Origin of the sequence: Hymenobacter glacialis (genome assembly GCF_001816165.1) — a bacterium.
GTDB classification, from domain to species: domain Bacteria; phylum Bacteroidota; class Bacteroidia; order Cytophagales; family Hymenobacteraceae; genus Hymenobacter; species Hymenobacter glacialis.
The window spans coordinates 155702-177331 of record NZ_MDZC01000068.1; the positions used below are offsets into that span (position 1 = coordinate 155702).

Sequence of the window (21630 nt, forward strand, 5' to 3'; positions counted from 1 at the left end):
ACGTCACCGGTGCCCGGAGCGTAGCTTTACGGTCCAATTTCCCCCTTCTCTTTAGTATGTCCAGTTCTGCTACCCTCGCGCCGGTTTCGCCGCTCTCCGACCGTATTCAGGCCATGAACGAGTCAGCCACCATTGCCATGGCTAAAAAAAGCCGGGAGCTCCTCGCCAAGGGCTTCGATGTTATCAACCTGAGCTTTGGTGAGCCCGACTTCCAGACCCCGCAGTACATCAAGGACGCGGCCAAGCAGGCGCTGGACGATGGCTACACGTTCTACACGCCCGTGCCCGGTATTCCGGAACTGCGGCAGGCCATCTGCGACAAATTCAAGCGTGATAACGACCTGGATTTCCTGCCCAACCAGATTGTGGTGAGCACCGGCGCCAAGCAGTCATTGGCGAACGCCGTGCTCAGCCTGGTAAACCCCGGCGAGGAGGTAATCGTGTTTTCGCCCTACTGGGTGAGCTACGAGGAGATGGTGAAGCTGGCCGAGGGCATTGCCGTGCCCTTGTCTGGCACGCTGGAAAACGACTACAAGGTGACGGCCGCGCAGCTCGAAGCCGCCATCACGGAGCGCACCAAGCTCCTCATGTTTTCGTCGCCATGCAACCCCACGGGGTCGGTGTTCAGCCGCGCCGAGCTGGGTGCCATTGCCGAAGTGCTGGCGCGACACCCACACGTGTACGCCCTGGCCGATGAGATTTACGAGTACATCAACTTTGTGGGCGAACACGTGAGCCTGGCGCAATTCCCAGCCGTGACGGACCGAGTGATTACCGTGAACGGCTTCTCCAAAGGCTACGCCATGACCGGCTGGCGCTTGGGCTACCTGGCCGCGCGCCCCGACATCGCCGCCGCCTGCGAGAAAATGCAAAGCCAGGTGACGTCCGGCACGTGCTCCATTACCCAGCGTGCCGGGCTGGCGGCCCTGCAAGGTGGCCGGGCCTCGGCCGATGAGATGGTGGCCGCCTACCGCCGCCGCCGCGACCTGGTGCTGGATATTGTGCGCGACATTCCCGGTTTCAAAACGCCCACTCCGAGCGGCGCTTTCTACATTTTCCCGGAGGTATCGGCCTATTTCGGCCGCACTGCACCCGACGGCAGTACCATCACCAACTCCATGGACCTGGCCATGTACCTGCTCAACGACGCGCTGGTATCGGCCGTGTCGGGCGACGCCTTTGGGGCGCCGGATTGCATTCGCTTCAGTACCGCCGCCGCCGATGACAAGCTGGTAGAAGCATTCCGGCGGGTAAAAGAAAGTCTGGCCAAGCTGTAGAAACGCGCCCTTGCGCATTCGGCGTCCGGCCCGATTCTGCGCCGTCCGGCGCACCATTGCCGTTCAACGATTGAACGCGCCAAGGCGCGTCCCTACCTTTGCCGCATGCCCGTTGATTCCCTGACAACTCTTTTTGATAATTTCAATAATCTTCGCGTCCTCATTATTGGCGACGTGATGGTGGATGCTTACGTGTGGGGCCGCGCCACGCGGCTCTCGCCCGAGGCGCCCGTGCCCGTGGTGCACGTGGCCCGCACCGAAAACCGCTTGGGCGGGGCCGCCAACGTAGCCCTGAATGTGCAGGCGCTGGGAGCCACGCCGCTGCTCTGCGCCGTGATTGGGGCCGATGCTGGCGGCGACCAGCTCCTGCAGTTGCTACACGAGCAGCAGCTGGCTTCGGAAGGCCTCATTCGTAGCGCTCACCGGCCCACCACAGTGAAGCAGCGCATCCTGGCCCACGGCCAGCAGCTGCTGCGTATCGACTCCGAGGTGGAAACCGACCTGAACGACGATGAAAGCACGCAGCTACTGGCCGCCTACGACGACCTGCTGGACCGCGCCGACGTGGTGGTGTTTGAAGATTACGACAAGGGCGTGCTCAACGAAGCCATTATCACGGAGTGCATTGCGCGGGCCCGGCAGCGCAACATTCCCACGGTGGTGGACCCCAAAAAGAAGAATTTTCTGGCCTACCGCCACTGCACCCTCTTCAAGCCCAACCTGAAGGAGCTGCGCGAGGGCTTGAAGCTGGAGTTTGGCGAGCCCACCACCGACCGGCCCGGATTTGAGGCTGCCGTGGCCCGGCTACGCGAAGAGCTAACGCCCAAGACGGTTCTGGTAACGCTCTCAGAGCACGGCGTATTTGCCCAGCAGGAGGAGCAGAAAACTTACCTGCCGGCACATTTGCGCACCATTTCTGATGTGTCTGGCGCGGGCGACACCGTCATCAGCATTGCCGCGCTGTGCGTGGCCCTAGGGCAGCCGGCGGCGTTCACGGCCGCGCTGGCCAACCTAGGCGGCGGGCTGGTGTGCGAGCAGGTGGGTGTGGTGCCCGTGGAGAAGCAGCGGCTGCTGAAAGAAGCGCAGGAAGCAAGGTTGCTGTAGCCTGGGTATCACGCTTTCTTCAAAAATTCGGTCTTCAGCACCATGGTGCTGCCGCCGGCCCGGCCCTCTATTTCGCCGGCGCTGTTGGTGAGGTGAATGTTTTTGACCACCGTGCCGCGCTTCAGGGTGAGGGAGGAGCCTTTCACCTTGAGGTCTTTGATGAGGGTAACCGAGTCGCCTTCGGCGAGCAGGGTGCCGTTGCTGTCTTTAACGTCCATGGGCAAGGGAGGTGCTGCGCTGAAGCGGTGCTACCGGCGAAACAGCCAGAGGTAGAGAAGGAAAAAAACGGGCGAGAGGCTGCTCAGCGTAATCAGCGCCACCATGAAGGTTTCCGTGCGGGTGCGCTCGGGCTTGCGCAGGAGCCACCGCCACATGAAAACCATGAGCACGAAGAGAGCGGCCAGCGTGAAGTAAAAAGTGGAGCCGAATGCAGGCATTATCAGTTTCGAATTAGTGAGACGCGGAAAGTTCTCGCGGTTTGCTGTTGGTTACCCGCGCCAGGCCTTCACCGTGTTCACAAACACGCGCACGTTGTTCGGGTCGGTGTCGGGGTACACGCCGTGGCCAAGGTTAGCGATGTGCGGGCCGCCGGCAAACTTGCGGAGCATGGCCTCGGTGGCCGCTTTCACCTGTTCGGGCGTGCCGTAGAGGGCGCAGGGGTCGAGGTTGCCCTGCAGAGTTTTGTTGCCGGCCTGCATGCGCACCTGGGCGGGGTCCTGGTTCCAGTCGAGTCCTATCGTGCGGCAGGACGTGGCGGCAAAGTCCTCCACGGCCCACCAGGCGCCCTTGGCAAACACCGTGACGGGCACCAGCGGCGAGAGCGCCTCCGTGATTTCGGCGATGTAGCGGCTCGAGAATTCGCGGTAGTGGTCGGGCGGCAGGGTACCGGCCCAGGAGTCGAATATTTGCACCACTTGGGCCCCGGCGGCCACCTGCGCCTGCAGGTAGGCAATGGTGGTAGCCGTGATTTTGGCCAACAGGCGGTGGGCCAGGGCGGGCTCGCGGTAGAGCATGCCGCGGGCTTTGCTGAAGGTTTTGGAGCCCGAGCCCTCTACCATGTACGCCAGTAGCGTCCAGGGAGCACCGGCGAAGCCGATGAGCGGCACGCGGCCGTTGAGGGCTTTTTTGGTGATGCGCAGGGCTTCCAGAACGTAGCCGAGGCCTTCTTCGGGGTCGGGCACGCGGAGCTTGTCCACGTCGGCCGCCGACTTAATGACTTCGGGAAAGAGCGGGCCGCGGGCTTCCACCATTTCGTAGCGCAGGCCCATGGCATCGGGCACCACTAGGATGTCGGAGAAGATGATGGCGGCGTCCACATCCAGCGCATCAATGGGCTGGATGGTGACTTCGGCGGCCAGCTCGGGCGTTTCCACCAGCTCTTTGAAGCCGGAAAGACGGCCGCGGAGGGCGCGGTATTCGGGGAGGATGCGGCCGGCCTGGCGCATCAGCCACACGGGGGTGCGTTCGGTGGCTTCGCCGCGGGCGGCACGGAGGAAAAGGTCGTTTTTTAGCATATCGAAGGGCAAAGGTACGATGGCCGGACGCCGCGTGATTACTTAGATTTGAAGCAAAAGCCCCCTTTGGGGCAAGCAGGTGTGTAAGTAGGAAAGTTGGATTAGGCCACTCATAGAATTCCAGCAGGCGGGAGTGACTAATTGCCACTGCAATAGCGCTGCTTCGGTCCACTCGGTTTGCCAGCTGGTGCGGCAGTTCAAGTCTTAGCGCGTGAGACCCGGGAAGAGGGCCCCAATGGCCGAGGCCAGGAAATTGACCCCAATGGCCAGCGTGATAAAGCCGATGATGCGCGCCATGGCCGCCATGCCCGGCTTGCCCAGCACTTTGGTTAGGCGCAGCGAAAACAGCAGAATGATGAACGCCGCCAGGGCCACCAGCGCAAAGGCGGCCACGGTCATGGCCTTGTCCACGTACGTCGGGCGGATGAGGCCGATGCAGATGGCCATGGAGCCCGGGCCCGACAGCATGGGCATGGCCAGCGGCGTAAAGCTGATGTCGTCCTTGTTCTTGCTTTCTTCGAGCGCGGCGGGTCCCACCCGGTCGCGGTTGGCGCCCGGCGTGAGCAGCTCAAATGCCGAGCGCATGAGCAGAATGCCGCCCGCTATGCGCAGGTGCTGGATACTAATGCCAAAAAAGTTGAGAATGTACTGGCCGCCAAAAAAAGCCACGCTCAGAATGCACACCATGTAGATGCAGGCGCGCAGGGCCGTTTTGGCCCGGTCCGACGGCCTGTCATCGGCGGTGAGGGTGAGAAATACCGGCATCGCCCCAAACGGATTGACGATGGAAAAGAGCGTGGTGAAGGTGGCGAGCAGAATTTCCATAGCCCGCAAAGGTAGGAGAAGCGTCGGGCTGAGTGGAAAAGTCTTATTTTGCCGCTTCATCGGCGAAATTTCGTGCTCTGCCGTGTGAATCCTGTCTTCTTTACGCTTCCCCACCATGTCTCCTGATTCCTCCGCTACCGGCCCTGCCCCCGGCTCCGACACCGACCGTCCCATCACCGAAACCCCCATTGTGGGCATCATCATGGGGTCGAAATCAGATTTGAAAACCATGTCCGGCGCGGCCGACGTGCTTCGTCAATTTGGTATTCCCTTCGAAATTACCCTCGTTTCACCCCACCGCACGCCCCATCGGATGGTGGAATATGCCGAGTCGGCGCGCAAGCGTGGCCTGCGCGTGCTCATCGCCGGTGGGGGTGGGGCCGCGCATCTGCCCGGCATGGTGGCCGCCTTCACTACTATTCCCGTGATTGGGGTGCCCATCAACAACACCATCTCCATTCAGGGGCTCGACTCCATTCTGAGCATGATTCAGATGCCGGCGGGCGTGCCCGTGGCCACCGTGGGCATCGACAGCGCCGCCAATGCCGCCGTGCTGGCCACCCAAATGCTGGCCATTCACAACGCCCGCCTGGCCGATGCCCTCGAAAAATACCGCACAACGCTAAAAGACCGGGTAATGCGCACCATTGAGGAGCTGCGCAAAGGCGGCTTTCAGGACGATGTGTAACTCCTTAGTACCCTTCAATGTCTGATTTTTACGCTTTGTCACTCACCGTGGCCCACTGGGTGCTGTGGGGAGTGGGAGGAGTGGCTTTGCTGGCCACGCTGCTGCCCATTCTTCGCCAAACCGCCTGGTGGATTCGCGCCTGTGATTTTCCGCGCCTGCAAATTGTGGCCGGCTTGACCCTGAGCCTGCTGGTTGCGCTGGTACTGCCCACCGCATCCAGCCTGGGCCATACTATTTTCGTAGTGGCCTTGGCCGTGGCCATGGTGTACCAGGCCAGCCGCATCTGGCCCTACACGCCCCTGCACAGCCGGCAGGTGGCCGACGCTTCCCGCTCGGCTGATGACAACGACAACCACCTGAGCATCATCGTGGCTAATGTGCTCATGTACAACCGCGACGCGTCGCGCCTGCTGGGCCACATCAACAACCTGCAGCCCGATGTAGTGCTGGCCGTGGAAACCGACGACTGGTGGCTGAGCCAACTGGAGCGCATCGAAGAGCAGTACCCGTACACCTGCCACGCTCCCCTGCCCAATACCTACGGCATGCTGGTTTTTTCGCGGTTGCCGCTGCAGGAACCGCAGATGCGGTACATCCTCGATTCTGATATTCCTTCCTTTCACGGGTGCGTAGTGCTGCCCAACGGAGTGGCCGTCAACATGCACTTCCTGCACCCCAAGCCGCCGGCACCACAAGAGTCCAAGACCAGCGCCAAGCGCGATGCCGAGCTGCTGGTGGTGGGCAAAGTCATTCGAGGACACGAAGGCCCCACCATTGTGGCCGGCGACCTCAATGACGTGGCGTGGTCGCACACGTCCGAACTGTTTCGGCGCATTTCGCGCCTGCTGGACCCCCGCATTGGCCGGGGCCTGCTGCCCACGTTCCACGCCGACCACAAGCTGCTGCGCTGGCCCCTGGACCACGTGTTTCACTCCTCTCACTTCCGGTTGCAGCAGCTGGAGCGGCTGGCGCACATTGGCTCCGACCACTTCCCCATTTACATCCGCCTCAGCTACGAGCCGGGTGGCTGGCACGAACAGGAAAAAGAGCTGGAAGCCGCCGACCAAGGCGACCACGAGGAAGTGGCAGAAAAAATTGAGGAAGGCGTAGCCGAAGCTGCCCAGCCCGATGAGGACTAGCCCCGGGCCGGGCAGTTCTGCGCGCTAGCGCTTTTTAGTTACCAGCTCAATGGGCTGGAAATCGGCCTGCGGAGCCACTCGGCCCGATATGCTCGCGTAAGTAGGCCGGATGCGCATGGTGAGGCGGCGGCCACTGCCCGTGAAATCGGCCAGGTTGGCGGCAAAAGCTGCGGGCGTGCTGCCGCTAAGCAGGGCCGTGGGTACGTTGAGGTCCACATTCACAGGCAGGGTGATGATGGCGCTGGGCTCCAACTCCTCATTCGCTCCCGTAACGCCTTTGGTCAGCTCGCGGCCGTCCAGCATCACCTGGTATTCCAGCTGCTTGAGTTGCAAATTGACCGTGCTGGGGTTGCGGGCGTAAATGCGCATGCGCAGCTTAAGGGGCAGGTTGTTGGCCTGCAGCGCCGTTTGCAGCTTGGCTTGCTGGGCCGAAGTAAGGTCGGTGGCCTGGCGCACAAACAGGATGTCCTGCCCACCGAGGCGGGCTTCGTCCATAAAATTGAGGCGGAACTGCATCTGGTCAAAAGCCTGGTTTTCCAGGGCCTGAGCCGAAAGGTTGCTCTTCTTGGCGTTGGGCGACTCTTTTACCTTGTCGCTCACGCTGCATTGGGTGGTGGCTGCTAAAAGAATGCCCAAGGCTGCGGCACGAACTGGATATAAGTAGGCAGTTGATTTCATAAGGTAGGTAAATCGGTAACGGAATGCGGGGTTTCCAAAGCGCGGTGGGCACCAATAGGCCCCATACGAGAAAGAGTTGATGTTGGGCTAAAATTACGGCGTAGCGCGGGCATTGCCGGCATACACCTCGCAGCCGGGGAGCGGATGCCTACCCGGAATGAGTGCGCAGCCGGCCCACCAGCCAGGTAGTGGTTCTGCAGTAATGGGGCTGTCTGGTGCACTTTATGTCTTGTTAAACAATGAGTTAATAATACGTCATCAACTGCTTTCAACCAAACAACAATTTATAAAAGTCCCAAACAAAAAAAGGCCGGAAGCTTGCGCCTCCGGCCTTTCCATTGTGGCAAGTGCCTTACTTGGCGTCCTTGCCGTCTACTTCTTCGTAGTCCACGTCGGTCACGTGTCGCCGGCCTCCTGGCCGTTGCCGTCCTGCGGCTGGCCGTCAGCGCCAGGGAAACCACCGGCTCCGGGCTGGCCGCCTTCGGCACCGCCCGCAGCGTACATCTCCTGCGAGGCCGCCTGCCAAGCCGTGTTGATGGCCTCCATGGCGGTATCAATACGGGCAATGTCCTTGCTCTCGTGCGCGGCTTTCAAGTCAGTCAGGGCACCTTCGATGGCGGTTTTGTTGCCATCGCTCAGCTTCTCGCCGTACTCTTTCAGCTGCTTCTCGGTCTGGAAAATCATCGAATCGGCGGCGTTTACCTTGCCGATGCGCTCGGTTTCAGCTTTGTCGGCATCGGCGTTGGCGGCGGCTTCGTCGCGCATGCGCTTGATGTCGTCGTCGGTCAGGCCGCTGCTGGCTTCGATGCGGATTTTCTGCTCCTTGCCGGTGCCTTTGTCCTTGGCGGTCACGTTCAGGATGCCGTTGGCGTCGATGTCGAACGTTACCTCAATCTGGGGCACGCCACGGGGAGCGGGCGGGATGCTGTCGAGGTCGAATCGACCGATTTGGCGGTTCTGACTGGCCAGCGGGCGCTCGCCCTGGAACACCACAATCTGCACCGACGGCTGGTTGTCGGAAGCCGTGGAGAAAGTCTCCGACTTCTTGGTAGGGATGGTCGTGTTCGACTCGATGAGCTTGGTCATTACGCCGCCCATCGTCTCAATGCCCAGCGAAAGCGGGGTCACGTCGAGCAGGAGCACGTCCTTCACTTCACCGGTGAGCACACCGCCCTGGATGGCGGCGCCAATGGCCACCACTTCGTCAGGGTTCACGCCTTTTGAAGGCTTCTTGCCGAAGAACTTCTCCACTTCCTCCTGAATGCGGGGAATGCGGGTAGAACCGCCCACGAGGATAACCTCGTCGATGTCGGAAGTCGACAAGCCGGCGTCTTGCAGGGCCTTTTTCACGGGGTCCATCGAGCGGCGCACGAGGTTGTCGGCGAGTTGCTCAAACTTGGCGCGGCTCAGCTTCACCACCAGGTGCTTGGGCCCCGAGGCCGTGGCGGTGATGTAGGGCAGGTTTACTTCGGTTTCGGTCGAACTGGACAGCTCCACTTTGGCTTTCTCGGCAGCTTCCTTGAGGCGCTGCAGGGCCATGGGGTCGTTGCGCAGGTCGAGGCCTTCGTTGTCCGACTTAAACTGGTCGGCCAGGAAGTCGATGATAACCTGGTCGAAGTCGTCGCCGCCCAGGTGGGTGTCGCCGTTGGTGCTCAGTACTTCAAACACGCCATCGCCCAACTCCAGAATGGAGATGTCGAACGTGCCGCCGCCGAGGTCGTACACGGCGATTTTCTGGTCCTTGTGCTTCTTATCCAAGCCATAGGCGAGGGCAGCCGCAGTAGGCTCGTTGATGATGCGCTTCACATCGAGGCCGGCAATGGCACCGGCTTCTTTGGTGGCCTGGCGCTGGGCGTCGTTGAAGTAAGCCGGCACCGTGATAACGGCTTCGGTCACGGTGGTGCCGAGGTAATCTTCCGCCGTCTGCTTCATTTTCTGAAGCACCATGGCCGAAATTTCCTGCGGGGTGTAGTTGCGGTCACCGATTTTCACGGCCACCGTGTTGTTGGAGCCGGGCGTCAAATCATAGGCTACGTACTTGCTTTCGGCGGTTACTTCCGAAAACTGGCGGCCCATGAAGCGCTTGATGCTGGCGATGGTATTCTTGGGGTTGGTCACGGCCTGGCGCTTGGCCGGGTCGCCCACTTTGCGCTCGCCCTTGCCCCCGTCGAGGAACGCGACGATGCTGGGGGTGGTGCGGCGGCCTTCGCTGTTGGGGATTACAACGGGTTCGTTGCCTTCCATTACGGCCACGCACGAATTGGTGGTGCCGAGGTCAATGCCGATTATTTTGCCCATGGTGGGTGTGTGTTGGTTATTGGAGTGGAATTGTCAGGTCGAAGCAGGCTTTGCAGCCGCTACCCGACGATTACAAGCAACGTACCAGCGTGCTTTTGGTGACAGATTGTCACCGATTCGGTCTCAAGCGGCACATTAGCCGACGAGGTGACCTGAATTGTTTCGGGCAAAACTGCTTTTCCTGACAAGCGTGCAGCAGAAGCAGCCCTCAAGATTCAAAATCAGCTTAAATATTGCCACAGGGCCCGCCGCTACTACTCTGCCTTGCCGCGGCGGGGTGCAGCCGACACTGGCGGCGCTCCGGGCGCGCCTTTCACCGCCACCTTTCGGTTTGCCGGGTTCTTCGTGGCCGAGAACTTCGCTTTCAGCTTGCCCGACTCGGCGGGCGTCAGCTCGCGCCACTGGCCGGGGGCTAGCTCGTCCAGCGTCAGCTCGTCGATGCTGGCGCGGATGAGGCGCAGGCAGGGCAGGCCCACGGCGGCGCACATCTTGCGCACCTGCCGGTTCATGCCCTGCGAGATGGTGATGGCCAGCCAGCTGGTAGGAATGCTGGCGCGGAAGCGAATGGGCGTGCTGCGCTCCCACAGCTCGGCGGGCTCGGGCATGGCCACGGCCCGGGCGGGCGTAGTGCGGCCGTCTTTTATCTGCACGCCGCGGCGCAGTTTCTCCAGGGCTTCTTCCGTCACGGTGCCTTCTACCTGGGCCCAGTAGGTTTTCGGGACTTTGAATTTGGGGTCGCTCAGGCGGTGCTGCAGGGCTTTGTCGTCGGTGAGCAGGAGCAGGCCTTCGCTGTCGAAATCGAGGCGGCCTACCGGGTAGATGCCGGTCACGGGCACGAAGTCCTTGAGCGTGGCGCGGCCGTGCTCGTCCGTGAACTGGGTGAGGACTTCGTAGGGCTTGTTGACGAGGATGTAACGCATGATATTTTGTACAGTGTGACCGTCATGCTGAGCGCAGCCGAGGCAGCTCTACCGCGCCTGCTGTCATCCTGAGCTTGCAAAGTACCTTCTCACCCAGAAACGATTTGTTCTTTGGTAAAAGGATGCTTCCTGCAGCACGCCAGATTAAACATGACAGATGGCGCGGTAGAGATGCTTCGGCAAGCTCAGCATGACGTTCTGTTTTGTATCCTGATGTAATGTTCAGGGCTGCTATTCCCACCAGCGGGCGGTGGGCAGCGGGGTGCCCAAAGTTACGGGTTCGCCCAGGCGCGGCGTGGTGAGGGGCTGGCCCAGCCGGGTGGCCTCGGCGGTGGCGCGCCTGATGGGGTCGTCCCAGGCGTGGTTGGCTTCGGTGAACGCGGCCCAATGCACGGGCAGCATCACGGCGGCGCGCACGTCGCGGGCGGCCTGCACGCTCTGCTCGGGCATCATGTGTATTTGGGCCCATTGCCGGTCGTACTGGCCGCATTCCATCAGGGCCAAATCGAAGGGGCCCTGGGCGGCGCCAATGGTGCGGAAGTGCGGCCCGTAGCCCCCATCGCCGCTGTAGAACACCCGCTTCGTGGCCGATTTCAGCACCCAGGAGCTCCACATGGTGGAATTGCGGTTGGTGAGGCCCCGGCCCGAAAAGTGGCGGCTGGGCGTGCAAACCACCGTCAGCCCGTCGACTTGCACCTCGTCGTTCCAGTTCATTTCGGTAATGCGCTCGGGGGCCACGCCCCAGGCCCGCAGGTGCGGGCCGATGCCCAGCGGCACGTAAAAACGCGCCACCTTGTGCTTGATGCGCCGGATGGTCTGGTAGTCGAGGTGGTCGTAGTGGTCGTGCGAAATCAACACCGCGTCAATGGCCGGCAGTTTTTCGGCGCTGATGGGCAGGCTGGGGTTGTAGCGGTTGGGCGTGAGCCAACTCACCGGCCCCATTTCCATGCCCAGCATGGGGTCGAGCAGGATGTTTTTGCCGGCCAACTCCACCAGGCTGGCCGAGTGGCCAAACCACGTCACGCGCACCATGTCCGGCGTTTTGCGGGTGATGGCCACCGAGTCGAGGGACTGCATGGGCAATGGGCCAGCGGGAGTGGCATTCGGCGCTTTTTTGAACAGGAATTTCCACAGAAGGCCCATCGTGCTGCCTTCGGTCAGCTGCAGGGTAGGTATCAGGTTCATAAACTCACCGTCCTGGTAGTGGCCGGACTTGGCATAAGCCTGCTTGTCAGCCTCGGTGGGCTTGCCCCCAAACTGCGGGCTCAGGCCAAGAAAGGCAGCGCCCGCCACCAGCAAAATGCCCACAACGCTGCTCGTTGCCATGAGAAATGATATTAAGAGTTTGCGCATTACTTCATAACGGCTTTAGCATCAGAGTGCTTTCAGTGTCGGTTTAGAGGGGTCCTGCTGCGCCTCATTAAGAAAAGTACAAAACGTCATGCTGAGCGCAGTCAAGCTTCTCTACCGTAGTAGTAAATGAATTACTAGCACGGTAGAGAAGCTTCGACTGCGCTCAGCATGACGTGCTTTTATCGCAATAAAACCCACTTTCCCCGCAGCTCTACAAGCTGCCCGAATACTTCCGCACGGCCCATTCCACCGTTAAAAAGGCCAGAATCACGAAGAAAATCCACTTCAGATTAATCAGGTCCTTTACATTTTCCTCGGCGGTGATTACGGGCTTGTAGTTCGCTTTCAGAATGTCCTGCGCCAGCTTGTCAAACTGCGTGGGGTAGTAGAGCCGCGCACCGCTGCGGCGCGACAACTGCGCCAGTAAATTGTGGTCGGCGCGGGATTCCAGCGCCTCCAGCGGCTGCGACTGCACCAGCAGCTCGCCCGCGTCCTGCTGAGCCTGGCCGCCCAGGGTGGCGCGGGCCTGGTAACGGTAGAGGCCGGCCGGCAGCGGGCCCAAGCGCAGAGGCGAGCCGTCTTCGGGATTGGCAAAGTTGAACCGCCGGACTTGCTTTTTCTCATCGGTCAGGATGAGGTCGATTTTCTGGTTGTAGAGGCGCTCAAATACGGCGTTGTAGGTTTCGGCGCCCAGCGTCACGTCGTCCTGCGTGCCGAAGTTTTCCTGCGTGGGGTATACGTCGAGGCGCTTTTTGTTGGCGTTTTGGGTGAGCAGCTGCAGCGTGCGGACAATGAGCCGGTCGTAGACTTCGGGGCGGTCGTCGTGCTCCACGGCCTCGCTCAGGCGCCATTGCCAGCTGCCGTCGGTGAGCAGGGTGGCCTGGCGGCGCTCAGCCGACCCGCCAAAAACGAGCAGCGGCTTCTGGGTGGCCACCCGGCCCACCTGCTGCCACAGGGCCGCTTCGGCGCCCGGCCCCAGGCGCAAATCGCCGAAGGGAACCGGCGCCGGCGGGTACTGGCCGTAGCGGCGCGCGGCATCCTCGTCGGTAGCAAAGCGGGCAAAGCCGGGGTTGGGCACCGGCGTCACCTCGTCGGTCTGCGAGCCGCGGGCCTGAATGGTGAGTCCCGTGCCCAGCTGGTTGTAAGCCGGCAGGTCCGACTGCGCCCCAATGATGTAAAACGCCGGGGTACGCCGCGCTTTCACCTGGGCCAGAATGTCGTTGCCCAGCCCGCCCTGGGCCGGTAGCTGGTGCATTATGGCCACGTCGAAATCGGCGCCGGCCTTGAGCGGCGACACACCGGGCAGGGCCAGCGTCAGGTCAAAGTTGTCGTTGGCCAGGATGGCGGCGCGCAGGGCTTTCAGGTCGGGGTGGGGGGCGGCCCCGGCCAGCAGCACGCGCAGCTTCCCTTTCACAATTTCAATAAAAGCCGTGCGGGCGTTGTTGAGCGGCGTAAACTCGCCGGGCTGCGGCACCACGCGCACTTCGTAGCGGCGCTTGCCGGGCGCGGGCGCCGTAAGCTGGAACGTGGCCTTGGCGCGGCGGCGGCCAGCGGGCAAAGTCACGCGGCGGGTATCCAGCACGCGGGTGCCTTCGCGCAGCTCCACGGTAGCGGTGCCCCCGGCATAGCCCTCAAACCCCAGCTCTGCTTCCAATGGAAACTTGTTGCCGCTGAAAGCCACGCGGTTGTAGGTGAGGCCGGTGAGGCGCAGGTCGCGCTTGGGCACGGTGTCGCCCACGGCCACGCTGTAGATGGGAAAGTTGTAGTCCGAGTACACCGGGCTGCGGCCCTGGTTCACCAGGCCGTCGCTTAGCAGCACCACGCTGGCCAGGTTGCGGCCGTCGTAGGCGTCGCGGGTATCGGTCAGCACCCGGTCCAGGTCGGTGGTGGGGACGCCGAAACGCAGCGAATCGAGACGCGCCGGCCGGTTGGGGCGGGAGCTCAGGGTGCGGGTTTCCACGGTGAAGCCCTTGGCGCGGAGGGTTTCGGCCAAGCCCGCGAGGCCGCTAGTAGCCTGGCTCAGCACGGCTTTGGGCGTGAAAAGCTCCACCGATTGCGAGTTGTCGACGGCCAGCACCACGGTGGGCTGCTCGGTGCGCGTGGTGGTGGTTTTGAGGTAGGGCGCCAGCAGCAGGTAGCACAGAAAGCTCACCACCACGAAGCGGAGCGTGGCCAGCCCGTAGTTCAACTGCTTGCTCCACGGGGTTTTGGCCGAGTATTGCAGGGCCGCGTAGCCAGCCCCAACCAGGAGGCACAGCAGAATCAGCCAGGGAGAATATTGAGTGGTCAGCAATTAGAATAAAAGGAAAGGAAGCATGGTAGCATAGGTAGCAGGAGATAACGCTTTGGTTTCGATTTATTCGGAGAAAGAGCAGTCAAATGGCTCTTATTGCTCTAACAAAGCCGGCTGCGAATTTAGAAAGTTGCGCAACGCGACAATCATAAACTCTTCCAGAGTAACATCCAGTTCAAGGCTAAGAGCCTTTGAATGAAGTAATAGCTCATTATTGGGCGTGATAAGTACAATATTCATTGTAAATGAATTACATGAACGTTCGACGCCAGTCATCAATCTAAAATTGGCGTAGGTGCTTCATTTACTCGGTGTCCTTTATTAACCAATATTGTTCGAGAGGCTGCCAGTCGTTGCGAAGAGCATCAGCGACAACTTGAGGAAAATTTTGGTAGTTATTTGAAGTAACCTGATAAGTTTTTCCAATAACATAGTGGTGAATATCTGGCTCTATCTTATGAAGCCGTGCTTGTTCAGTTGTTGACAACACATCACGCCAATATTTCGCTTTTTCAATGTTTCCGTCCTCTGGCAGTAGAGCTATTCTGTAGTTTGGCGCGTCGTCGCCTTCGTGAAACAGATAGTAATAAGACAAAATGTATTTGAGCGAATGCTTGCCTGGCTTCTCAATAATTAGCCAACCATCCATATTCTCATCCTTTTTGGGCAAAACAACATATGTGGCAGCAAGAGCTTCCCTAAGTTCGAATGCAATTCGTTCCATAGCTTGGTCTCGAATCTGTATAGCCCGGCTGATTGCAGCCCGGTTTTGTTGCAAGAACCCCATCAATTCATTAAAGTCCTCTTTAGCATTGGTCATAGTGCGAATATTTTCAATGAATTCTAAAAGCAAAGTGATGTAGCGCGGTTCTGCTCTGTAAATCCGACTACCTAAGAGAGCCTCAACGGCCCTAGCCCATTCAAGATGAGAAACACAAACCCAACTAGTTCGCAAGTCCAACGGTAATTTCTCTCGTTTCAATCCTAGTACCACACCAATCTTTTCCCCGTTGGGATTACGCTTTTCAACAGAATGCCAGTAATTGTCCAAATCATTAGCAAGCCAATGGTAAACTTTATTTTCAATTAGGATAAGAGCACTAGCATTCTCCCAACTCTCACCCAATTGGGCATTATGAACCAAGATATCCAAGCGCTGGTTTTCGTCCATAGATTCCTCACGTCGAGCAAGAACTTTGCGAAATGGTTTACCCTCCCAAGGCAAAGCTCCTTGCTTGCAAATTGCATCAAGTAGAGCATCAATACACAACGTGCCTAATCCATGTGGTCCATCCGAATCAAAAAAGAATTGATAAACATTACTCATGACGTTCTCATAATGCGGAAACTTCGCAATTGAGAAAAATGTAGGACGACGTTCAGAGATTTCGGGCCAATGAGCTGCGCGAAAAGCGGAAGTTAATTTATCAAGCTCAAGTTGGGTAGGCTGCATTCTGTCGAAATTTAAAAACGAAAATATTCCCCTACGTCAGCATCCCCCCGTCTACCTGAAGCACCTGCCCGCTGATGTAGCTCGAATCATCCGACGCCAGAAATGCTGTGGCCTTGGCCACGTCCTCTGGGGTGCCGCCACGCTTGAGCGGAATGGCCTTGCGCCATTCATCCACCTGCTTAGGGTCGAGGGCATCGGTCATTTCGGTTTCGATGAAGCCGGGGGCAATGGCGTTGCAGCGGATGTTGCGCGAGCCCAGCTCCAGGGCCACCGATTTGGTGAAGCCGATGATGCCGGCCTTGCTGGCCGCGTAGTTGGCCTGCCCGGCGTTGCCTTTGATGCCCACTACGCTGGTCATGTTGATGATGGAGCCGGCCTTTGCGCGCATCATGGGCTTGGTGGCGGCCTTGGTCAGGTTGAAAACCGACTTGAGGTTTACGTTCATCACTTGGTCCCACTGCTGCTCGCTCATGCGCATGAGCAGGCCGTCCTGCGTAATGCCGGCGTTGTTGACGAGGATGTCGAGCTTGCCGAAATCGGCCAGCACGTCCTCCACCAGCTTTTCGGCCTGGGCGTAGTCGGAGGCATCGGAGCGGTAGCCCTTCACCTTGGTGCCGGCAGCAGACAGCTCGGTTTCCAGAGCCTGGCCTTTTTCGACGGAGGAGAGGTATGTGAAGGCCACCTGGGCGCCCAGGTGGGCAAAATGTGCCGCGATAGCGCGGCCAATTCCTTTGGAAGCGCCCGTTACGAGGGCCACTTTTCCGGTCAGCGTTTGAGTCATGGGGGCGAAGGTAGCTAATCCAGCTGTTAGCTTTTCGCCATTAGCTGTCAGCTTTCGGAGGTAGCTTGCGTTGCCGAAAGGCTGTTTATCAAAAGAGCTAACAGCTATAAGCTGCCAGCTAATAGCTAATGAACCACGATATCTGCATTTTGGGTGCGGGCCCCGGTGGCGCCACCGCCGCCCTGCACCTGGCCAACGCCGGCCACCCCTGCCTACTGCTGGACCGCGCCGCTTTCCCGCGCGACAAAGTGTGCGGCGACGCCCTAAGCGGCAAAGTCCTGAGCGAGCTGAAGCGAATTGACGAGAAGCTGACCAGCCAGTTGGCCGCTGCGCCCATGCAGGTGCCCAGCTGGGGCATCGATTTCTTTGCTCCCAACGGCCAGCAGCTCGGCATTCCCTTCAAGCCCGATTTCAACAAAAACACCGACCGCGCCGCCGGCCACGTAGCCAAGCGCATCGATTTCGATAATTTCCTGGTGGAGGAAGTGCGGCAGCGGCCCGAAATCGACTTTCGTGAAAACGTGGACGTGGCCCGCACCGAGCGCACCGCCACCGGCTGGCAGCTCCTCAACAAAGCCGGCGAGGAAGTGGCTACCTGCCGCATTCTGCTGGTGGCCAACGGGGCCCAGTCGGAGTTTGCGCGCAAAGTGGCCGGCCACGCCCTCGAGCCCGACCACCACTGCGCCGGCCTTCGCACCTACTACGACAACGTGACCGGGCTCAGCCCCAACAACTTCATCGAGCTGCACTTCATCAAGGATTTTCTGCCCGGCTACCTGTGGGTGTTTCCGCTGCCCAACGGCCAGGCCAACGTGGGCGTGGGCATGCTTTCGAAAACCGTGGCCGCCAAAAAAATCAACCTCCGCCAGCGGCTCGACGAAATTCTGACTACGCACCCCACCCTGGCCCCGCGCTTCGCACAGGCCGAGCGGCTGGGCCCCGTGCGGGGCTTTGGGTTGCCGCTGGGCTCGAAGCGCCGGCCGCTGTCGGGGGCCAACTACCTGCTGCTCGGCGATGCCGGCTCGCTCATCGACCCGTTTAGCGGCGAGGGTATTTCGCACGCCATGGTGAGCGGGCGCCACGCCGCCATCTGGGCCGCGCAAGCCGTGGCGAAAGGTGATTTCAGCCCCGCATTCCTCAAAAACTACGACAAAGCCGTGTACAACCGGCTCTGGCAGGAACTGCGCCTGAGCCGCGTGATGCAGCGCCTGCTCAACTTCCCCAGCCTGTTCAACATCGTGGCCAACCGCGCCGTGAACAACCCCACGCTGGCCGAAACCCTCTCCGCCATGTTCATGGACCTGGACCTGCGCGAGCGGCTGCGGCAGCCCAGCTTCTACTTCAAACTCCTGTTTGGCAGGAAGTAGAAGCCGGTTTAAAGCGGAGTTTAAGGAAGGGACAAAGGGCCGGTCATGCTGAGCGCAGCCGAAGCATCTCTACTGCAGTAGTAAACCCAATCGGTAGGGTCACTATTGCGGTAGAGATGCTTCGGCTCCGCTCAGCATGACGTTCTTAATTTATCGCTCTACTTCTTAATAGGGGTCGGGCGAGGCGCTACCTTAGCAGCTGGCGCTTTGATGGGTGCCCGGCCTTCGTTGCCCACGTAGCGCCGCAGACTCTTGGCGGCTTCGGGGTTGAGCTTGGTAGCCCGCTCCAAATCGCGGCGGGCTTCCGAGAGTTTATCGAACGAAGAATAACTGATACCGCGGTACTCCCAGGCGTCGGCGTAAGTGGAATCCAGCTCGATGGCGCGAGTGAAATCGGCCACAGCGGGCTTGTACTGGTACATCTGCATGCGGGCCACGCCCCTGCCGAAGAACGACTCTTTGTCATCGGGCCGGTACTTGATGGCCCCCGAGAAGTCGGCGGCGGCCGATTTGTACTGCTTCATCATCAGGCGGTTGACGCCGCGATTGTAAAAGGCGTCGGGGTTGGTGCGCTGGTAGCGCAGGGCGGCGGTGTAGTCGGGCAGGGCATCGGCGTATTGCTTGAGGTAGCTTTTGGCCTTGGCGCGCTGCAGCAGGGCAGTGCCGTTTTTGGGGTTGGCTTTCACATCCGCTTCGGCCGTGGCCAGCATGGTGCGGTACTCGGCCACGCTCATTTTCTTTTCCTTGGCCCGCTCCGCCGATGCGGCGGCGGCACTCGGTGCGGCTACCACGGCAGTTTCGGTGGCCGGACTGGCGGCAGGAATGCCTACCGTCGCGCCTGGGCTGGTGGCCACGGGCTCGCCGGTCACGGTGGGAGGGGCGGTAGGCAGCGTGCCGGCGTCGGCTACAGAAGCTGCGGTTCCAGCGGAATCAGCCCGCGTGGCGCCCGTGGCAACGGGTGCTTCCATGGGCTGGCTCATGGCCGAGGGTTTCTCCTTTTCGCTAACTGTAGTAGCGCAATTGGTAAGAAAAGCCAATAGCCCGAGGGCGGCCAGCGGCGTGCGGAAAGGTGATTTCATAAGAGCAAAGGGGGTAAAGGCAAGGCAAAATACGCCGGAGGCCGCGCCTTATACGGAGCTTGTTTAAGATTGGCTGTGGCGTTGCGCCATATGGGCAGCTAAAGTACAGCCGGCCGAAATAGCGGTGCGGTGCGGAGGCGCGGCTATCTTTGCGCTACAATGGGTGGGTCCCCCAGGCGGGCCCGGTGTACTTTTTTCTTCCTGAGAAGTTTATGGCATTGCAATTTGATTTGATTATATTTGAAAATAACAAATTGTAAAACACTATAAATCAGACGTATATATCTTACCTGCTTGATGAATTTTCGTTTAGTCCCACAGATAAGAAGAATTAAGGGGACTGATTATGGACTAATTTGGTATTTACAATTCCTTGCTAAGAATTGCACTATAACACTTTTTATCGGCCAATGGTCAGCCATTGCGCAGTTACTTTAGGATTGCGGCCTAGCTAGAAGGTGCGAGTTGCTTGGCAAGCCGGTAGACGTGGGTGGGGCTGTACTGGCCGCCACGCCGGGTCCGATACCCTTTCGCATTCAAGTGGTCCGCGACAGCTTTCAAAGTCATATTCAGTCTGAGCTTGTCGGCTACGATATCTGAGGCTTGGACGTTAGAAGTGTGAGCAGTGGCGTTGGCTTTCCGGACTTCAATGCTCTTGAGTCTCCCGGCGGCCGTCAGGTTAGCGGGGGTACCCAATTTTTCACCGCGTGCCTTCTTGGCTGCGAGCGCGTCCTTTGTCCGCTTGCTAATCATTTCGCGCTCGTGCTGGGCAATTACAGCGAAAATCCCAATATTTAGGGTGTTAGCGTCAGGCATGTCGCAGCACTGGAAGCTTACTCCGGAGTCCCTGAGTGCAAAAATGAAGCCCGCGTTCCTTGAGAGCCGGTCCAATTTGGCAATTAGTAAAACGGACCCTGTTCGTTTGGCTTGGTCGATGGCCTCCGTCAGTTTGCTGCGGTTGTCCTTCTTGCCAGATTCCACTTCTATGAATTCCGCCACCACTGTGGCGTGGCTGCCAACGAAGCTGGCCACGGCGGCCTGTTGCGCTTCCAAGCCCAAGCCGCTTTGTCCTTGCTTCTGGGTTGACACGCGGTAGTAAGCGACGTAGGTTTTCATTGGGCCGGGGTTGTTGTGGAGTGTTAGCCAAAGGTATGCGATATATTACATTTGTCAAACGTCCGTTTAATAAATGTAATGAGTTCCAATATCGAATTCCTTCACTCTTATGTTCTTCCATTATAAATGGCGTCTCCTGCCTCCACGATGAGAGAAAACTTGTGTATTAAGTCGTTGCCAACGTTGGTTTATCCGTTCAGAGCTACGGCTTTGGCCTTTTTGACTACTTTTTGAGCAAGATTTTGCAAGTGTAGTCCATAGCTAGGTGCAAATCGGAACAGTTTAATGAGGATATCGCTGCCATTAAAAGTTGCGTCGTGGGGTAGGCAACTATATGGGGCTTCTTTTCTACCTTCCGAATATGAAACAAATTATACTCTGGTTCTTATCGGGGCTCGTCTTGCTCAGCTGTTCTAAATCGTCGCCTGCCCCGAAGCTCGTGGGAACGTGGGAGCGGGTGTCCAGCCGCAAGCTCGTCGTGTACAACGATGGCCGGGCGCCCTACGACCAAACGGACGTGGACCCGCCGGGAAACTATTTGTGGGAGTTTGCCGCCGATGGGCAAGTCAAAATCATTAGTAGTGGCACTGTAGGCACCTCTACGTACACCTACAGCGGGGAAAATATCACCCTTAGTACTTCCAGAACCATTACTGGAGGTGTCTGGCGCGTAACCGAATTAACCGACCACCGGTTGGTGCTCGACATTCACCAATATGGCCACGGTGGCGCATCCATTAACTTCATCGGAACCTTCAAACGATAGCGACGGCTGTGGACAGGCCATTGGCTGTCGCTTTTGCCCGTCAAGAAGGCAACACAAACCATCACCCCTGCAATCGGCTTGCAAGTTCACGCAAACGGTAGGGCCTTGAACCCGCTCCGCTCAAGTGAAGGAGGGTATAAACGGTAGCAAGGTTCTATAATTGATACACCTACTGCTTCTACCTTTGAATTCCCATGAAAAAACGCTCTTTTCCACACCATGTTGCCTTCCTGTTGTGCTCCAGCTTAGCAGTGGGAAGCTGCGAGAAAAAGCAGGTGGCTCCCCAAACGCCCAGTCCTTCGGTTGCCAACCCCGCGTATCAGGATGCCACCATTATTGGGTTCGACCCCTGCACGGGCACGAGCGGGCGTGGGTTGGTCTTGGCCTTTGCCAAGGATACCGTCGTCACTTACACGTTCCCAGCCGGGGTGTATGAGTTTCCCGCCGCGCTCTTTCAAAACGGAAGCATCGACTGCTTTTTTCCCACCCCGGAGGCGGCTAAGTATAGGGTTCGGGTGGCCTATTACTCCACGCCGAACGCGGAAAAAGTCTATTCGCTATGCCTCGGCATTATCAACTTGGCAGACTTTAATCGCGTCACCAAAGGCCGACAAATCATCATTACCACCGCAGAGAAGCGGCCCTAGATTCCGACCACATCACGTTTCGGGAGGCATTCGAAGAAACGGTGGTGGCTTGAACGAGCTTTGTTAAAGAATAAAATATTTTGCTACTCGTAGAATGGTCTTCTTTGATAATAACTCGTCTACCTTAGCATGATGAAAAGAATCCTACTCTGCTCACTGGTGGGGCTTGCCTTGACAAACTGTTCCAAATCGTCGCCTGCTCCAACCCTTGTCGGCACATGGGAAAAGGTGTCCGTACGCTCGGTAACTGTGTACAAAGATGGTAAGGCGACCCGCGATGAAACGGAGCACATATCTCCGGGGAGCGTTTTGATGGAATTTACCGCCGATGG

19 protein-coding genes and 1 pseudogene are annotated in these 21630 nt (G+C 59.0%); 7 read left to right on the forward strand and 13 right to left on the reverse strand.

From position 1 onward, the window contains the following. Window positions 1-56: 56 nt before the first annotated feature. Both BEN48_RS10960 and BEN48_RS10965 read left to right on the forward strand, forming a co-directional pair. The gene (locus tag BEN48_RS10960; RefSeq protein ID WP_070734810.1) at window positions 57-1277 is read left to right on the forward strand and encodes a pyridoxal phosphate-dependent aminotransferase; all 1221 of its coding nucleotides are present in this window, start codon (window positions 57-59) and stop codon (window positions 1275-1277) included. A gap of 105 nt (window positions 1278-1382) precedes the next feature. Further along, window positions 1383-2381, forward strand: a complete 999-nt coding sequence (locus BEN48_RS10965) for a bifunctional heptose 7-phosphate kinase/heptose 1-phosphate adenyltransferase (RefSeq protein ID WP_070734812.1) — start codon at window positions 1383-1385, stop codon at window positions 2379-2381. Between the two features lie 8 nt (window positions 2382-2389). Here BEN48_RS10965 and BEN48_RS10970 read toward each other — a convergent pair whose 3' ends face one another. The 4 genes from BEN48_RS10970 to BEN48_RS10985 all read right to left on the reverse strand — a co-directional run bounded on the left by BEN48_RS10970 (window position 2390) and on the right by BEN48_RS10985 (window position 4720). After that, complete coding sequence (locus BEN48_RS10970) at window positions 2390-2599, reverse strand: zinc ribbon domain-containing protein YjdM (RefSeq protein WP_193408673.1); 210 nt, start codon at window positions 2597-2599, stop codon at window positions 2390-2392. Window positions 2600-2629: 30 nt separating this feature from the next. Continuing rightward, complete coding sequence (locus BEN48_RS10975) at window positions 2630-2818, reverse strand: hypothetical protein (RefSeq protein ID WP_070734816.1); 189 nt, start codon at window positions 2816-2818, stop codon at window positions 2630-2632. 51 nt (window positions 2819-2869) lie between these two features. After that, window positions 2870-3895 carry a uroporphyrinogen decarboxylase gene (gene hemE, locus BEN48_RS10980; protein WP_070734818.1) on the reverse strand — a complete coding sequence of 342 codons (1026 nt, stop codon included), beginning with the start codon at window positions 3893-3895 and terminating at the stop codon, window positions 2870-2872. Between the two features lie 204 nt (window positions 3896-4099). After that, window positions 4100-4720, reverse strand: coding sequence for a MarC family protein (locus BEN48_RS10985; RefSeq protein WP_070734820.1), 621 nt, complete (start codon window positions 4718-4720; stop codon window positions 4100-4102). A 202-nt stretch (window positions 4721-4922) separates the two neighbouring features. On the opposite strand from BEN48_RS10985, the gene purE reads away from it, so the two are divergent. Both purE and BEN48_RS10995 read left to right on the forward strand, forming a co-directional pair. Further along, window positions 4923-5408, forward strand: a complete 486-nt coding sequence (purE, locus tag BEN48_RS10990) for a 5-(carboxyamino)imidazole ribonucleotide mutase (protein WP_070734911.1) — start codon at window positions 4923-4925, stop codon at window positions 5406-5408. A 17-nt stretch (window positions 5409-5425) separates the two neighbouring features. Beyond that, the gene (locus tag BEN48_RS10995) at window positions 5426-6547 is read left to right on the forward strand and encodes an endonuclease/exonuclease/phosphatase family protein (protein ID WP_083320978.1); all 1122 of its coding nucleotides are present in this window, start codon (window positions 5426-5428) and stop codon (window positions 6545-6547) included. A 24-nt stretch (window positions 6548-6571) separates the two neighbouring features. Here BEN48_RS10995 and BEN48_RS11000 read toward each other — a convergent pair whose 3' ends face one another. The 7 genes and pseudogenes from BEN48_RS11000 to fabG all read right to left on the reverse strand — a co-directional run bounded on the left by BEN48_RS11000 (window position 6572) and on the right by fabG (window position 16323). Then, entirely contained in the window at window positions 6572-7225 is a 654-nt protein-coding gene (locus BEN48_RS11000; RefSeq protein ID WP_125932591.1) for a hypothetical protein, read from the reverse strand. Window positions 7226-7577: 352 nt separating this feature from the next. Continuing rightward, window positions 7578-9523 (reverse strand): annotated as a pseudogene (gene dnaK / locus BEN48_RS11005) (molecular chaperone DnaK). A 254-nt stretch (window positions 9524-9777) separates the two neighbouring features. Beyond that, entirely contained in the window at window positions 9778-10443 is a 666-nt protein-coding gene (locus BEN48_RS11010; RefSeq protein WP_083320979.1) for a pseudouridine synthase, read from the reverse strand. 231 nt (window positions 10444-10674) lie between these two features. After that, window positions 10675-11769 (reverse strand): MBL fold metallo-hydrolase, encoded by a 1095-nt coding sequence (locus tag BEN48_RS11015; RefSeq protein WP_094122949.1) that lies wholly within the window; start codon window positions 11767-11769, stop codon window positions 10675-10677. Between the two features lie 238 nt (window positions 11770-12007). Then, the gene (locus BEN48_RS19140; RefSeq protein ID WP_158010157.1) at window positions 12008-14089 is read right to left on the reverse strand and encodes a VWA domain-containing protein; all 2082 of its coding nucleotides are present in this window, start codon (window positions 14087-14089) and stop codon (window positions 12008-12010) included. Window positions 14090-14393: 304 nt separating this feature from the next. Further along, the gene (locus tag BEN48_RS18170) at window positions 14394-15542 is read right to left on the reverse strand and encodes a PD-(D/E)XK nuclease family protein (protein ID WP_083320980.1); all 1149 of its coding nucleotides are present in this window, start codon (window positions 15540-15542) and stop codon (window positions 14394-14396) included. 31 nt (window positions 15543-15573) lie between these two features. Beyond that, on the reverse strand, window positions 15574-16323 hold the full coding sequence (fabG, locus tag BEN48_RS11030) for a 3-oxoacyl-[acyl-carrier-protein] reductase (RefSeq protein WP_070734826.1): 750 nt from the start codon (window positions 16321-16323) through the stop codon (window positions 15574-15576). Window positions 16324-16451: 128 nt separating this feature from the next. On the opposite strand from fabG, the gene BEN48_RS11035 reads away from it, so the two are divergent. Next, window positions 16452-17690, forward strand: coding sequence for a geranylgeranyl reductase family protein (locus tag BEN48_RS11035; RefSeq protein ID WP_070734828.1), 1239 nt, complete (start codon window positions 16452-16454; stop codon window positions 17688-17690). 158 nt (window positions 17691-17848) lie between these two features. On the opposite strand, the gene BEN48_RS11040 is transcribed toward BEN48_RS11035, so the two are convergent. Together BEN48_RS11040 and BEN48_RS11045 are read right to left on the reverse strand one after the other, a co-directional pair. After that, complete coding sequence (locus tag BEN48_RS11040; RefSeq protein WP_070734830.1) at window positions 17849-18769, reverse strand: tetratricopeptide repeat protein; 921 nt, start codon at window positions 18767-18769, stop codon at window positions 17849-17851. 447 nt (window positions 18770-19216) lie between these two features. After that, window positions 19217-19885, reverse strand: a complete 669-nt coding sequence (locus BEN48_RS11045; protein WP_070734832.1) for a recombinase family protein — start codon at window positions 19883-19885, stop codon at window positions 19217-19219. A gap of 400 nt (window positions 19886-20285) precedes the next feature. Between BEN48_RS11045 and BEN48_RS11050 the strand changes: the two genes are divergently transcribed. Then, entirely contained in the window at window positions 20286-20651 is a 366-nt protein-coding gene (locus tag BEN48_RS11050; RefSeq protein WP_158010158.1) for a hypothetical protein, read from the forward strand. Between the two features lie 194 nt (window positions 20652-20845). After that, window positions 20846-21298, forward strand: coding sequence for a hypothetical protein (locus tag BEN48_RS11055; protein ID WP_070734837.1), 453 nt, complete (start codon window positions 20846-20848; stop codon window positions 21296-21298). Window positions 21299-21630 lie beyond the last annotated feature (332 nt).